The organism is Ekhidna algicida, from assembly GCF_051379705.1.
Taxonomy (GTDB): Bacteria; Bacteroidota; Bacteroidia; order Cytophagales; family Cyclobacteriaceae; genus Ekhidna.
Genome location: NZ_CP179868.1, coordinates 2166564 through 2181666 on the forward strand (window position 1 = coordinate 2166564; position 15103 = coordinate 2181666).

Annotated in this window: 10 protein-coding genes; 9 read left to right on the forward strand and 1 reads right to left on the reverse strand. The window is 38.2% G+C overall.

Annotated features, from left to right (window positions below; genetic code table 11):
* The first annotated feature begins 162 nt into the window (after positions 1-162).
* Positions 163-3522, forward strand: a complete 3360-nt coding sequence (mfd, locus tag ACL8WY_RS09375) for a transcription-repair coupling factor (RefSeq protein ID WP_436514445.1) — start codon at positions 163-165, stop codon at positions 3520-3522.
* A 148-nt stretch (positions 3523-3670) separates the two neighbouring features.
* A complete protein-coding gene (gene gldJ / locus ACL8WY_RS09380) occupies positions 3671-5005 on the forward strand; it encodes a gliding motility lipoprotein GldJ (protein ID WP_436514446.1) in 1335 nt (444 codons plus the stop codon).
* A 50-nt stretch (positions 5006-5055) separates the two neighbouring features.
* Here the strand turns inward: gldJ and ACL8WY_RS09385 are convergent, their stop codons facing one another.
* Positions 5056-5580 (reverse strand): ComF family protein, encoded by a 525-nt coding sequence (locus tag ACL8WY_RS09385; protein WP_436514447.1) that lies wholly within the window; start codon positions 5578-5580, stop codon positions 5056-5058.
* 163 nt (positions 5581-5743) lie between these two features.
* On the opposite strand from ACL8WY_RS09385, the gene ACL8WY_RS09390 reads away from it, so the two are divergent.
* The 7 genes from ACL8WY_RS09390 (at position 5744) to ACL8WY_RS09420 (ending at position 14816) form a co-directional block, all read left to right on the forward strand.
* Positions 5744-6100 carry a hypothetical protein gene (locus ACL8WY_RS09390; protein ID WP_436514449.1) on the forward strand — a complete coding sequence of 119 codons (357 nt, stop codon included), beginning with the start codon at positions 5744-5746 and terminating at the stop codon, positions 6098-6100.
* 40 nt (positions 6101-6140) lie between these two features.
* A complete protein-coding gene (locus ACL8WY_RS09395; RefSeq protein WP_436514450.1) occupies positions 6141-9527 on the forward strand; it encodes a DUF4175 family protein in 3387 nt (1128 codons plus the stop codon).
* Positions 9523-9924, forward strand: a complete 402-nt coding sequence (locus ACL8WY_RS09400) for an ATP-binding protein (protein ID WP_436518054.1) — start codon at positions 9523-9525, stop codon at positions 9922-9924. Before ACL8WY_RS09395 ends, ACL8WY_RS09400 begins: the two co-directional genes overlap by 5 nt.
* On the forward strand, positions 9925-10347 hold the full coding sequence (gene ybeY, locus ACL8WY_RS09405) for an rRNA maturation RNase YbeY (protein WP_436514451.1): 423 nt from the start codon (positions 9925-9927) through the stop codon (positions 10345-10347).
* A 61-nt stretch (positions 10348-10408) separates the two neighbouring features.
* Positions 10409-12274 (forward strand): tRNA uridine-5-carboxymethylaminomethyl(34) synthesis enzyme MnmG, encoded by a 1866-nt coding sequence (gene mnmG, locus ACL8WY_RS09410; RefSeq protein WP_436514452.1) that lies wholly within the window; start codon positions 10409-10411, stop codon positions 12272-12274.
* Positions 12274-13146, forward strand: a complete 873-nt coding sequence (locus ACL8WY_RS09415; RefSeq protein WP_436514453.1) for a class I SAM-dependent methyltransferase — start codon at positions 12274-12276, stop codon at positions 13144-13146. The genes mnmG and ACL8WY_RS09415 overlap by 1 nt, the downstream gene beginning before the upstream one ends.
* Positions 13143-14816 (forward strand): Ig-like domain-containing protein, encoded by a 1674-nt coding sequence (locus ACL8WY_RS09420; RefSeq protein ID WP_436514454.1) that lies wholly within the window; start codon positions 13143-13145, stop codon positions 14814-14816. The genes ACL8WY_RS09415 and ACL8WY_RS09420 overlap by 4 nt, the downstream gene beginning before the upstream one ends.
* The last annotated feature ends 287 nt before the right edge of the window (positions 14817-15103 follow it).

Genomic DNA, 15103 nt, shown 5'->3' on the forward strand with positions numbered 1-15103 from the left:
AAATGTTGCAATTGTATCTTGAAATAGTTCATTTTTTAGATGAACTGTCTTTTTCATTCTACAAACATGAGATTTTGCTCGGTTTTAGATTTGTCAAAATCATTTGAACCGCAGCTCCGATTTAAGAGTTTACTTTTGTCAACTTAAAATTGGAAAGAGGGTTTGAATACAAAAGAATTATTAGAGAGGTATAAGGAGAGCTCAAATGTTAAAGCCATTGCAGAGAGCATTCAAAAAAAGAATCAACTGCGACTCAGGGGAATTTCAGGAAGTTATGATGCTTTACTGCTTGCCTCCGTCTCACAACTGGTCAAAGGAATTCATTTAATTGTTCTGCATGATTTTGAAGAAGCCTCTTACTTCCAAACAGACCTGTCCAATTTTATTGAAAATGAAATTGTCTTATTTCCTTCTTCATACAAAAAGCCGTACCATTTCGAAGAAATTGAGAATGCAAATATTCTTCATCGCGCTGAAGTTCTAAATGATCTCAACGATAGGGATCACCTAGTAATAATTACCTATCCCGAAGCTCTTTCAGAAAAGGTAATCAACAAAAGGTCTTTGGTCTCAAATACATTCACAGCAAAACCCGGTGAGCAATTGGATGTTGAATTTTTAGCAGACCTTCTCTTAACGTATGATTTTGAAAAAACAGATTTTGTGTATGAACCTGGCCAGTTCGCTGTCCGTGGTGGTATCGTTGATATATTTTCATATGCACATGAACTTCCATATCGATTAGAGCTATTCGGTGATGAGGTAGAGTCTATTCGGGAGTTTGATCCAGAAAGCCAATTATCTACCAAAGATTTGGATCACATTTCATTGATTCCAAACGTTCAAACAAAATTAGTTAGCGAAGAACGCCAGTCATTTTTAGCATATATACCTGAAGAAACTACCATTTGGCTTAAAGACTATCAACAATCTTTAGATATCATAGACAAGTCCTTTCATAAAGTCGAAGAGCAATTTCAGGTCATCAAAGAGATGAGTGGAGATTCTAAGCTGATTACATCACCAGATCAGCTATTCGAAACACAGCAATCTTATACTCAGTCGCTTGAAGGATTTATGAAAATAGAATTCGGCAAGCGATACTATCTTCAGCCCGACGAAGAGCTAACATTAGCAACTCGTCCTCAACCTTCATTTCATAAAAATTTTAAGCTTCTTGCTGAAAACCTACAGGAACTTCAGCAAAACAATTACAAGAAGTTATTAGCTGCAGAATCTTTCAAACAAATTGAAAGGCTTGAAACCATATTTGATGAAATTGATCCTTCCATTACATTCGAAGGTGTCACCGCTTCGTTTAGAGAAGGATTCATAGATGATCATGAAGAATTTTGTGTTTATACAGACCATCAAATATTCGATCGATTTCATCGCTACAAGGGCAAAGAGAAGTTTACAAAGAACAAGGCGCTCACACTCAAAGAGCTAAAAACTCTCCAGCCGGGAGACTTTGTTACACACATTGATTATGGTGTTGGACGATTTGCCGGATTAGATACCGTTGATGTTGGTTCGAATAAACAAGAAGCCATAAGACTTGTGTATCGTGATGATGATTTGCTCTATGTAAGTCTTCATTCACTGCATAAAATATCCAAGTATTCGGGCAAGGAAGGAGAGCCTCCGTCAATCAATAAACTTGGTTCTCCTGATTGGGAAAACAAGAAAAAGAAGATCAAGCGAAAGGTCAAGGATATCGCCAAAGACCTAATAGATCTGTATGCCAAAAGAAAAGCGGCTCGTGGTTATGCCTTTCCTCCCGACGACTACCTACAGGCCGAGTTGGAATCTTCTTTTATGTATCAGGATACACCTGATCAGTCCATGGCAACCTCTGATGTAAAAGCAGACATGGAATTGGAGCACCCAATGGATAGGCTGGTTTGTGGAGATGTTGGTTTTGGGAAGACAGAAATTGCAATCCGAGCTGCATTTAAAGCTGTGAATAGTGGAAAGCAAGTAGCCGTGTTGGTTCCAACTACAATTCTTGCTATGCAGCACCATCGAACTTTTGAATCTCGATTAGAGAATATGCCGATTAGCATCGACTACATCAATCGATTCAAGACATCCAAGCAAATCACTGACATAAAGAAAAGAGTAAAGGAAGGAAAAATTGATATCCTAATAGGCACACACCGAATTGTTAATAAAGACATTGAGTTTAAAGATCTTGGGCTGATGATTATCGATGAAGAACAAAAGTTTGGTGTTAAGGTCAAAGAGCGCTTGAAAGATATGCGGGTAAATGTGGACGCATTGACGCTCACTGCAACTCCAATTCCTAGAACTCTCCATTTTTCTTTAATGGGAGCGCGAGATCTTTCAATCATTTCTACACCACCACCAAACCGCAGACCTGTTACAACAGAGCTTCATGAATTCAATGAAGAAGTAATACGGGATGCGGTTAGTCATGAGATCAGAAGAGGTGGTCAGGTTTTTATGGTTCACAACAGAGTCAGTGATATTGAGCAAGTAGGGAATATGATTTTCAAACTTGTTCCGGATTCAAGAATTGGAATAGCGCATGGTCAGATGGAAGGACCGCAGCTTGAAAAGGTTATGTTGAAGTTTATAGAAGGAGACTATGATGTACTCGTTTCCACAAACATTATTGAAAGTGGCTTGGACATTCCAAATGCTAATACGATAATCATCAACAATGCTCACATGTTTGGACTCTCTGATTTGCATCAGATGAGAGGTCGAGTTGGGAGGTCGAATACCAAAGCATACTGCTTTATGCTCACACCACCTGCCTCGTCATTGACAAGCGATGCTAGAAAGCGGCTAAACACCTTGGAGGAATTTTCCGATCTCGGTGATGGGTTTAAAGTCGCCATGCGAGATCTCGACATTCGAGGAGCGGGCAATTTGTTAGGTGCTGAGCAAAGTGGGTTTATTAATGACATTGGATTTGATATGTATCACAAAATTCTGGATGAAGCAGTTCAAGAATTAAAAGAAGGAGAATACAAGCAATTATTCGAAACCGATTTATTGAAAAATAAGGAAGTAATGGATAGCATGGTTGAGGACTGTAACATAGAAACAGACTTTGAAGCGCTAATTCCCGAGAGTTATGTAAGCAATATCTCTGAGCGTCTCGGCTTATACACCAAATTGGACGATCTAAAAACTGAAGATGAACTTGCAGAGTTTATTGAAATGATGAAAGATCGATTTGGTCCTTTACCCAGCGGAGTAAGCAACCTGACGGAGACTGTTCGTTTAAGGTGGAAAGCTATGCAGATAGGATTTGAAAAAGTTACAATCAAAGGCAACAAAATGAGGTGTTACATATCTGACAAAAAACCCCAAGAGTACTTTCAATCAGAAAGATTCGGCAATGTGCTAAGCTTTATCAAGTCTAATCCTCACGATAGCAAAATGAAAGAGGTCAAAAACAAATTGTTGATTACTGTGGAAAATGTTGGTTCCATTGAAAATGCCAGGACAGTTATCAGTCAAATGCACTCATCTTTAGTAACTTCATAAAATATTCATCAAATAATACAATAATTAAGTGCTATATAGCATTAGATCAATAGGTTTAATCTAAAATCCATTGACTTACGATGGCTTTTTTGAAATATTTGTGTTTATTAGTACGTTGAAACGTTTCAAGACAAATTCAAACGGTGTTATGAAAAATTATGTGAGAGCAGTTAAAATGACTGGTTATGCCGGTTTAGCTGCAATTTTTATGAGTGCCTGTAACCTCATAGGAGGTAATAGTGGTGCACCTTCCGCAGAAAACCCAGGTTTTGCCAGTTCCGCAACAGGAATGGAATTTAACGAAGAAGGAGGTTTTCAAGTAAACGAATTTAGAGGCCAACCAGATGGACCAAACCTTATCTTTATTGAAGGTGGTCGAACAGTGCTTGGTTCTTTCGAAGAAGATGTTGTTTATGCTCATGATAACTTAGAGCGTGCTGTTACAGTCGCTTCATTCTACATGGATGAAACAGAAGTAGCAAACATTCACTGGTTAGAGTATGAATACTACATCAAGCAAGATTCAGATGAATATTACTGGAGAAATAATATGCCTGATACGTCTGTATGGGCAAAAGATCTTGCATTTAATGATCCTTACGTAAACAGTTATTACAGATATCCTGGATTCCGATACTTTCCTGTAGTTGGAGTGAATTGGAGACAAGCTGTTAACTACTGCAAATGGAGAACTACTGTTGTAAACCTCAAGCTTGCTGAGGATGCAGGTTACTTAGATCCAGTTGCTTCAGGTGACGATGCGTTCGCTGGAGCTGAAGGAGGAGACTTATCTGCTTCCGCAGGAACTGTCCCTGGTTTAACATCTGGAGTTGTGCTTCCTGGTTACAGGCTTCCAACTGAAGCAGAGTGGGAATATGCAGCTCAAGCACTTATAGGTACACAGTGGTTTGATGAAAATCAAACACACAGAAGGCTTTATCCTTGGGATGGTCATGCGCTAAGAAATCCTTATGGAAAAAGTATGGGTTACTTCCTGGCAAACTTTAAACGTGGAAATGGTGACTATGCCGGTATCGCTGGTAAATTGAATGATGGCGCTATGATCACAACTTACATTTACGACTACCCACCAAATGATTTCGGTCTATATAATATGGCTGGAAATGTGAATGAGTGGGTTCAGGATGTATATCGTCCTCTTTCATTCCAAGATATGGATGATCTAAATCCAGCACGAAGAGATGCTGTTTTAGATGAAGAAACTGGTTATGATGCAGATTACTCTTTCATAGGAAAAGAAGCTGCCTATTCGGAAGAAGATTGGGTAAGAACTTCTGGACTTCAAAAATCCTATAATGCTGACAATCCTCCAATGAAGAGATTGCGAGTATATAAAGGAGGTTCTTGGTCAGATGTGGCCTACTGGTTATCTCCAGGAACAAGAAGATTCCTGTTTGAAGATTCTGCTACATCTACTATTGGCTTTAGATGTGCTATGATTAGAGCAGGATCCAATTTCTAAGATATAATCTCACAGATTTTTCTGAAGGCCGCTCAATTGAGTGGCCTTTTTTATTTCCCTCTCGCCAAAGTCGCAATATGAATTTCTTCAACATTTGCTTCAACCAATCGCTCGCAAAGCATTCCAACAGTTGCTCCGGTTGTAATAACATCATCGACAATCATCACAGACAAGCCCGATAAGTCTTCTAGCGAAGTTGAATATACATTTTCCATGTTCATCCACCTGTGCGCCTTCGATTTCTTAGTCTGAGTTTCAGTGGCTACTTCCCGTTTGATTAGATCTGCCCGAAGGTTAAGTCCTTGTTTTTCAGCAATCCCTTTCGCTATCTCTTCGCTTTGATTGTAAGTTCGTTGTCGGAGTTTTGACTTATGAAGAGGCACAGGAATAACAATGTCAATGTTTTCACACTTAATCGAAGGTGCAAACCAACTTCCCATCAGATAACCTAACTCTTTCTTGCCTTTGTATTTCAACTCATGTAATATTCTTTGTGTAATTCCCTTTCTTTGAAAATAGAGAAAAGACGAAGCTGACTTAATGCATGGTTGAAATGCAAATTTTTGATAAAGCATGTTTGTTTGATTTTGGTGATCATTAGTAAATGGGAGATCAATTTTGCATGCCGTGCACAAATAGTTTTCTTCGGATATCAATGACTGCCTGCAATTGAGGCAGTTTCTCGGAAATATTAATGAAATGAAGTCCTTAAACACTTAATGAAAATAACTATAAATCATGGTTTTTAAAAAAGACCTTGAACTTCAAAAGGCGTGGGTTGACTTGCTTTATCGTATCAAAGAAGTGACTGGAAAGCGACCCGGTGACCTCAATGCCGTACTTTTCCTCATTGGTGTGCAAGAGTTGGGTCATGGAGCAAGATCATTTTCCAAAGAAGAAAAACAAGACGTAATGCACATTGCTATTTGTAAGGTTTTGTCATTAGCAGGTTACTACAAATTGGAAGGACATGATGAAGAAGGGTGGCCTCATTGGACTTTACTGAAGAAACTTCCGCGATTTGACCTCTTGGAACAAGAAAAATTATTAAAAATTCAGATTTTAGAGTATTTCAGAGAAGAAATTGGGTGGTAACATGCACCTTTGATAGTTATTGTCCGTTTACAATCGAACAATGAATGGGTTAGAAGAAATTAAAAATAAGTTAGAGTCATTTAAAAAGCGATATTATATCAGACAAATTGCTCTGGGTATTATTGGGTTTTTAATACTCAACTCTGTCGTATTCTTAGGAATAAGTGGGCTTGAACATCAGTTTTGGTTAGGAATTACAGGTCGCACAATTCTCTTCTTTAGTTTTCTAATTCTCATACTAGCTTCTGCCTTTTTCTTGTTCATTCGGCCCCTCCTGATGCTATTCCATTTGAATAAAGGACTCAGTGATGAAAATGCGGCTAATGAAATAACCAAACACTTCCCTGAGATTGAGGATAAGCTCTTAAATGCACTACAGCTGGGGCTTCATAAGCAAAATGACTTGTTAATAGCAGCTATAGAAAAGAAATCAGCCGATTTTAAACGATTATCCTTTATTCAGGCAGTTGACTTCAAGCCCGTCCGAAAGTACGGAATCATTTTATCGACCGTAATTATTGCTTTTACACTGGTGTCGTTTATCAACCCTTCAATAATTACTGAAAGCCCCAAGCGCATAGCAAATTTCAAAAAGGAGTTCACACCAGAAGCTCCATTCCGATTCATAGTACTAAATCAAGAGCTCCAAGGGTTTCGAGGAGAAGACTTTACACTTGAAATTCAAATTGAGGGAGAGCAGCTTCCCGAGGCAGCGAGAATTTTGATTACAGGAGAAAATTCACCAAGAGTATTAAATCTTAGTTCCTCAGGAGCTTCATATACATTTCCAAAATTGCAGTCAAATAAAGAGTTTCGGCTTGAGGCTACAGGTTTCCGCTCCAAAACCTACCAGTTGAAGGTAAATGACAGACCAGACCTTGTGTCAATGATTATTCGTGTGACTGAGCCAGCATACACAGGTGGTAAACGACGAACAATCGAAAACACTGGCGATTTAACACTTTTAGAAGGCTCTTCCGTTTTGTGGCAAATAAAAACTTTGGCGACAGATAGTGCAAAATTCAATCTAAATGGAGAAAAGGTAAGTGTATCCAGAAATGGTGAATCAGAGTTTGCAATTGAAGATCGCATCTTAAAGTCTGGTGGTTATGAAATAGAATTATTCAATGAATTCAGTAAGAACGTTTCAGAGTTGGGCTATTCCTTAGATGTTATTACCGATGAATACCCAGAAATTGTTGCAGAATACTTTCCAGATTCCGTAACGTATCAATCGGTTACACTCGCAGGATCGATTTCTGATGATTATGGCTTTAGTCAGCTTAACATTAACTACAGAAAGAATAAGCAAAGTAAGTATTCAAGAATCCCTTTAGAAATAAATAAATCAGCAGGAAGTCAAAGCTATTTTGCACATTGGACTTTGGATACGATTGATTTACTGCCCGGTGAGACAATCGAATTGTATATGAGTGTTTTGGATAACGATGGAGTTCATGGACCAAAAGAAACAAAAGCACCTACTCTATTGCTTAAAGCACCAAGCGAGGATGAAATCAGCGATCTTATTTCTGAAAAACAAGATGGTGTAGAAGACCAATTGGACAACTCGGCACAAAAGGCTGAGGAGATAGCTGACAGGTTGGAAAAACTTGAGGAAAAACTAAAATCAGAACAGAAGTTTGATTGGCAAGAGAAAAAATTGCTTAATGACGTAATCGAAGATCGTGAAAAGCTAGCAGAAGATATAGAAAAGCTAAAAAAACAGCATCAGGAGCTCATAAAGGCCAATAATCAATTTCAAAAACAGAGTTTGCAAACTCAAGAAAAGAATCAGAAAATGCAAGAGCTGCTTGATCAGCTCATGAACGAAGAAACGCGAGAACTCTATGAAAAACTAAAAGAACTAATGAAGGAAAATGCTCCCTCTGATCAGATAAGCCAACAGCTGAATCAGTTGAAAAAGAACGAGCAAAACCTTGAAAGAGATCTTGAAAGAGCAATGGAGCTTTTCAAAAGGTTAAAAATGGAAAGTGCACTGGAGCAAAACCTTCAAAAGCTCGATACATTAAGCCAACAACAAGAAAATGCAGCTGAAAACTCCGAAGATGATATCAGTGCTCAGGAAGAGATAAATAAAGAGTTTGATGAGTTCCGGGAAAAGATGGATGAGATACAGAAGTTAAATCAAGAGCTGAATCGTCCTGAGGCCATGGAAGACTTTGAGTTAGAGGAAAGGCAAATCGCAAAAGAACTTAGAGATATCCTTGAGCAAATGGAAAAAGAACGCCAAGAAATGGATAATCAAGAGGGAAGTCAGAACTCAGAAAAAGGAGAAGGGGAACAAGAAAAGCAAGACGGTCAAGGCGAGCAGCAGCAGAACCAAAATAGTCAAAAACCTCAAAAAGGCTCGAAACAAAAACAAAAAAGTGCTGCCCAAAAGATGAAAAACCTCAGCAAAAAGCTTTCTAATATGCAAGGCGGCATGCAGATGGAGATGATGCAAGCCAACTTAGATCAGCTGAGAGATATTCTTGACAACCTGGTGAAGCTTTCTTTCAACCAAGAAGAGATCATGATTGAAATGCGCGAAGTAAATCAATCAGACCCTCGCTTCTTGGAGCTTTCCCAAAACCAGCTAAAGTTAAAAGATGATGCTAAAGTTATTCAGGACAGTCTGCTTTCACTGGCATCAAAAGTTGTACAGATTTCCTCGTACGTTACTCGAGAGGTAGGATCTATCAACGAAAATATTGATGAGGCAATTGATTATCTAAAAGACCGAAATAGAGGCAGAGCACTTTCCAGCCAACAGTTTGCAATGACCTCAATCAACAACTTAGCCCTTCTGCTTGATGATACAATGCAACAAATGCAGATGTCAATGTCTGAGGCAATGGGAAGTTCTAGCTCAGGAGACAAGAAACAACCGCAAGGAATGCCTGACCTACAAGAATTACAAAACCAACTTGGCGAAAGAATCAACGAACTAAAGGGTTCTGGAAAGTCTGGACGTGAGCTTTCTGAAGAATTGGCCAGGATTGCCGCAGAGCAAGAAATGATTCGAAGACAGATGGAAATGCTAAAAGAAGCACAAGATGGTAAACCTGGAGGTGGTCTTGGTGGCGATGACATGAAACGAGCCATCGATATGATGGAACAAAATGAGGTTGACCTGGTAAACAAAAGATTAACCCAACAGTTAATTAACCGTCAAAAGCAGATAGTCACACGAATGCTTGAAGCTGAAAAGGCACAGAGAGATCAAGAAATGGATGAGGAAAGAGAAGCTGATAGACCTTCAGTGATCTCAAGAGAGATACCACCTGGATTCGAAAAATACCTGGAACTGAAGAAAAAAGAGATTGAATTATTAAAAACAATACCAATCGAATTAAATCAATTTTATAAAAAAGAAGTAAACGACTATTTTAGACGCTTAAGTTCAGACGAAAAGAATGATTGATAACATTCAAATACAAATTCCATCACTTCCTGAAAATATCAGGATTGTTGAAAGCTTTATTGATAACGCCAAAGATCAGTATGAGCTTAATGATGACATCTATGGCAATATTATGATCGCTGTGACAGAATCTGTCAACAATGCAATCATTCATGGAAATCAATCAAACAGCAAAAAGAACGTACATCTACAGCTCGCCCTAGAAGAGTCCCTGATAAAATTTACTATCGAGGATGAAGGCGCAGGTTTTGATCACACGGATTTAGTTGACCCAACATTGCCTGAAAACCTGAGTAAACCAGGCGGACGCGGAATATTCCTTATGAAGAACCTTTGTGACGAAGTTGCTTTCAAAAAAGATGGCCGTGTAGCTGAACTCAGCTTCTATCTCTCCTAAATGAAAATTCATTATTTCTACGAAGACGTAGACTTCCGAATTTCACATGAAAAACATCTTTCTGATTGGATTACTTCAGTGGTTCATTCGCATGACTTCATCATTTCTGAAATAAACTACATTTTTTGCACTGACGAATATCTACTGGAGATCAACAGGCAACACCTCAATCATGATTACTACACAGACATAATCACGTTCGATAACGCTGATGAACCAGATCAAATCGAATCTGACATTTTTATAAGCATTGACCGGGTAAAAGAAAACGCCTCAAACCATTCTACACACACGGACGTCGAATTGCACCGGGTTATGATTCATGGCATCCTGCACCTCATTGGTTTTGGTGATAAATCCGATCAGGAGAAAAAGGTGATGAGAGAAAAAGAAGATGCGTGTTTATCTTTGCTGAAACTTTAACGTTCCACGTGGAACATTAATTTGAGTGTGGGGTTAGGTTCCACGTGAAACATCAAAAAATATGCTTCAAGAATACGACATTATTGTAGTGGGTGCTGGACATGCTGGTTGTGAGGCGGCGGCAGCTGCTGCCAATATGGGTTCTAAGGTACTTATGGTGACTATGAATATGAACACCATTGCTCATATGTCATGTAATCCGGCGATGGGTGGAATTGCGAAGGGGCAAATTGTAAGAGAGATTGATGCGCTTGGCGGATATTCTGGTCTTGTGACAGATAAATCCATGATCCAATTCCGGATGCTCAATAGATCAAAAGGCCCAGCAATGTGGAGTCCGAGAGCACAATCAGATAGAATGAGGTTTGCAGAGGAATGGAGACTATCACTGGAAGGAATAAAAAACCTTGACTTTTGGCAGGAGATGGTTAATGGGTTGATGGTGAAAGACGGACACATTGTGGGGGTGAAAACTGGAATTGGACTCGAGATAAAAGCAAAAGCCGTCGTTCTTACAAACGGCACCTTCCTTAATGGTCTGATACATATTGGTGAAAAACAATTTGGAGGCGGTAGATCCGGTGAAAGGGCAGCAACGGGAATAACAGAACAATTAGTCTCATTAGGTTTTGAGTCAGGCCGGATGAAAACCGGTACGCCACCAAGGGTGGATGGAAGGTCACTTGATTATTCTAAAATGGAAGAACAAGAGGGAGATGAAATACCGGGCAAATTCTCATACCTTGAATCCTCAAGGCCACTAACGAAACAACGAAGCTGTCATATTACTTATACCAACCCCGAAGTACACAAAATACTTCAGACTGGTTTTGAACAATCGCCGATGTTTACCGGGCGCATCCAAGGTTTGGGTCCAAGATACTGTCCGTCGATTGAAGATAAAATCAATAGATTCGCTGAAAGAGATAGACATCAAATATTTGTTGAGCCTGAAGGTTGGAATACTGTTGAGATATATGTGAATGGTTTCTCAACATCACTCCCCGAAAATGTGCAATACAAAGCACTTACGAAAGTTCCAGGATTTGAAAACGTCAAAATGTTCAGGCCCGGTTACGCCATCGAATATGACTTCTTCCCGCCTACACAACTCTCCAATACACTTGAAACTAAGTTAATCGAGAACCTATACTTTGCCGGTCAGATAAACGGAACAACTGGATATGAAGAGGCCGCATGTCAGGGAATGATGGCGGGTATAAATGCTCATCAAAAGATTCATGAAAAAGAAGCCTTTATTCTAAAGAGAAATGAGGCATATATTGGCGTTCTTATTGATGACCTCATTAATAAAGGAACAGACGAACCCTACAGAATGTTTACCTCACGTGCAGAATTCCGCCTTCTGCTTCGTCAAGATAATGCAGATCTCAGGCTCACCGAAAAAAGTCACAAGCTTGGCCTGGCAACTTCAGAGAGATTAGAGCAAATGCTTCACAAAAAACAACAGACAGAAGAATTGACGAAGATGTTAAACGAAATTCAATTCAAACCAAATGAGATTGGAAATGAACTTGCCTCTCTTTCTTCTGCTCCAATAAAAGATAAGTCGTCTCTAGCAACCATTCTGAAGCGGCCAGAAATATCAATATATGATTTCAAGATATTCTCAGGAAAAATTGAAAAGGCTCTAAACCAATATTCAGCGGAAGTTATCGAACAATCTGAAATACAGATAAAGTATCAGACATATATAGAAAGAGAGCAACAGAACTCAGAAAAGATGAACAACCTAGAAAGCCTAAGAATCAAAAAGACATTTGATTATAACCAGCTATCATCACTTTCTGCAGAGGCAAGAGAAAAATTACTTAGGATAAAACCTGAGACCCTTGGCCAAGCTTCTAGAATTAGTGGTGTTTCTCCTTCAGATGTATCAATATTAATGGTTTACCTCGGTAGATAATGTACGAGAAGTTGGATCAATGTCCTGTTTGCAAAAACAAACAGTTTGATAACTACATGATTTGTAATGACCACTCTGTCTCAGGAGAAAGCTTCGCATTGGTCAAATGTGTCAAATGTCATCTCGTCTTTACAAACCCGAGACCTGAGGAAACCAATCTCGCTAAATATTATCAAAGCGATCAATACATATCACACACCGATCAAGGCAATTCCCTAATAAACATCATTTACAAAATTGTCCGTAGCTATACACTAAATTCCAAAACAAGACTACTTGCAAAAATCAATGGAAAAAAGGGGAAGTTGCTCGATTATGGTTGTGGTACAGGAGCTTTCCTAAAAAAAGCTACACAAAAAGGTTGGCAAGCTTTTGGATATGAACCTGACCTGAAAGCACGAGACATAGCCCGTTCTAAAAACCCAGAAACAATTATTAATTCAATCAACGATTGCCCGAATGACTTAGATATAATTACAGCTTGGCATGTAATAGAGCACGTCGCACAGTTAAGAGAGACTATCAAATCATTATCCCAAAAACTTAGAAACGGAGGTTATTTAATTATTGCGGTTCCTAATCATAAATCATTCGATGCTAAACACTATAAGGAATATTGGGCAGCCTATGATGTTCCGCGACATCTCTATCATTTTGATACTGATTCCTTAGTCTATCTTGCTAAGCAAATGAAACTAAAGCTTGTTGACACATTGCCAATGAAATTTGACGCTTACTACGTATCTATGCTAAGTGAAAAGTACGCTAACAATGGAAGCTTACTGAACGCATTAGTAACCGGATATAAATCAAACTTAAAGGCCAGCATAAGCGGTCAATATTCAAGCTTGATCTATGTTTTGAAAAAATGAAGCAAATCATCTACATACTCATTTTCTTAATTATTGGTGATATGCTTTTTAGCAACTGCGCCAATCCTGGAAGCCCATCCGGTGGTCCAAAGGATACCATTCCCCCAACTCTTATTTTATCCAACCCAGCCAATGGCACCACTAACTTCTCCGGAGAGATGTTGGAGTTTGAGTTTTCTGAATACGTTAATGCAGACAAACTAAAGCAGCAACTTATTATTACACCTAATTCAAACTTGAAATATAAATCGCTGATTAAGCGAAACAAACTTGTATTAAAACTAGATGGAGAGCTCCAGGATTCAACAACATACAGTTTCAATTTCGCCAATGGTGTTACTGATATTACAGAAAAAAATCCAGTAGTAAATTTATCACTCGCACTTAGTACAGGACCTTATATAGATAGCATGTCCGTCAAAGGTTCTGTCGAGGACCTTCTTACCAAAGAACCTGGGAAAGAATATGTTGTAGGTCTCTATCCATTGACGGATTCATTAAATATATTTTCAGATAAGCCAATGTATTTCACAACTGCAAATGATTCTGGAAATTATAAAATCAATTATATCAAAACAGGTACATACAAAATAATTTCTTTTGAAGATGATAACGGTAATTTCCTACTTGATCCAGAAACTGAATCCCATGGATTTCTAGCAGATACCATTCTTTTAGACTCGGCTACATTCCTTCCTCCGATAAGATGCCTCTTACAAAACGTGAAACCCTTAGCCCTTATCAACGTCAGACCCACTGGCAGATATGTCGAAATAAAGTTTAATAAACAGATTGACAGCTACACTATTACACCTGAACTTCCAAGCAACATCATCGGTGAAAACAAAGACATTATCAGATTATATAAATCATCATACATCAATTATGAAGATACTATTACATCCTACATCACCGCATCGGATAGTCTCCAGAACCAAATTATTGATACAATCAAATACGTATTTCTAGAATCAAACAGAAAACCATCTGGGTTTTCGTATTCATTTGTAAATACAACAATATCCATTCAAGACAATCCTGAAGTTAATCTTACTTTTAATAAACCCATCGAATCATTTGATACAACACAAATCTTTCTAAAAGTAGATTCGACATTCAGTTCACTACCTCTATACTCCTACAAGTGGAACAAGAACAAAACTAATATTACTCTTCAATTACAATTAAAAAGTCTCTTTATCGACTCTCTACTCACCACTATTGCTGCATCTGATACATTGGTTAAAGATTCAACTAAAAAAACATCAGCTCCTAAAGCAAGAGTTCTATCTCTGCACGCTGACCAAGCAGCATTCATATCGATAGAAAATGACACAACAACATCCAAATCAATCAACTTTAAAAAAGTTCCTCAATTGCCAAAAGGGGTTTTAAAAGTAAAGTTGAACACATCACTAACTAATTTCTGGTTTCAGCTATTAGACAAAAACAACAAAGTTTCCTACCAGATAGCAAACTCAACAACATTCACTTTCGATTCTGTACAACCAGGAACTTATGCCATAAGAATACTAATAGATAATAATCAGGATGGTGAATGGTCATACGGCAACCTTATATCCAATGAGGAACCTGAAGAGGTATTTATCTATGAAGAAACTACTTCTATTCGAGAAAACTGGGTTGTAGAACTATCCATTGATATCTAAAATCTATGTGTATAACCACAGAGCTCAAAGTTGATAACTTCATATCATGACGTATTGCTTTCAATAAATGAGAGACCTTATCCATAATTCAGGAATTTGTCCTGTCTTATCTACATTTTATCAGACAACAACTTGTAAAAAGATTATAACATTCAACAATAGAATCTTATCCACACAAAAACATAACAAATTATCATTCAACTATTTATATGTTGATAGCATGTTAAATTACAAAAGCTATCTTCAAGCTTATAAACAAATCATTTTTCCAAAATAAAACACCAGAT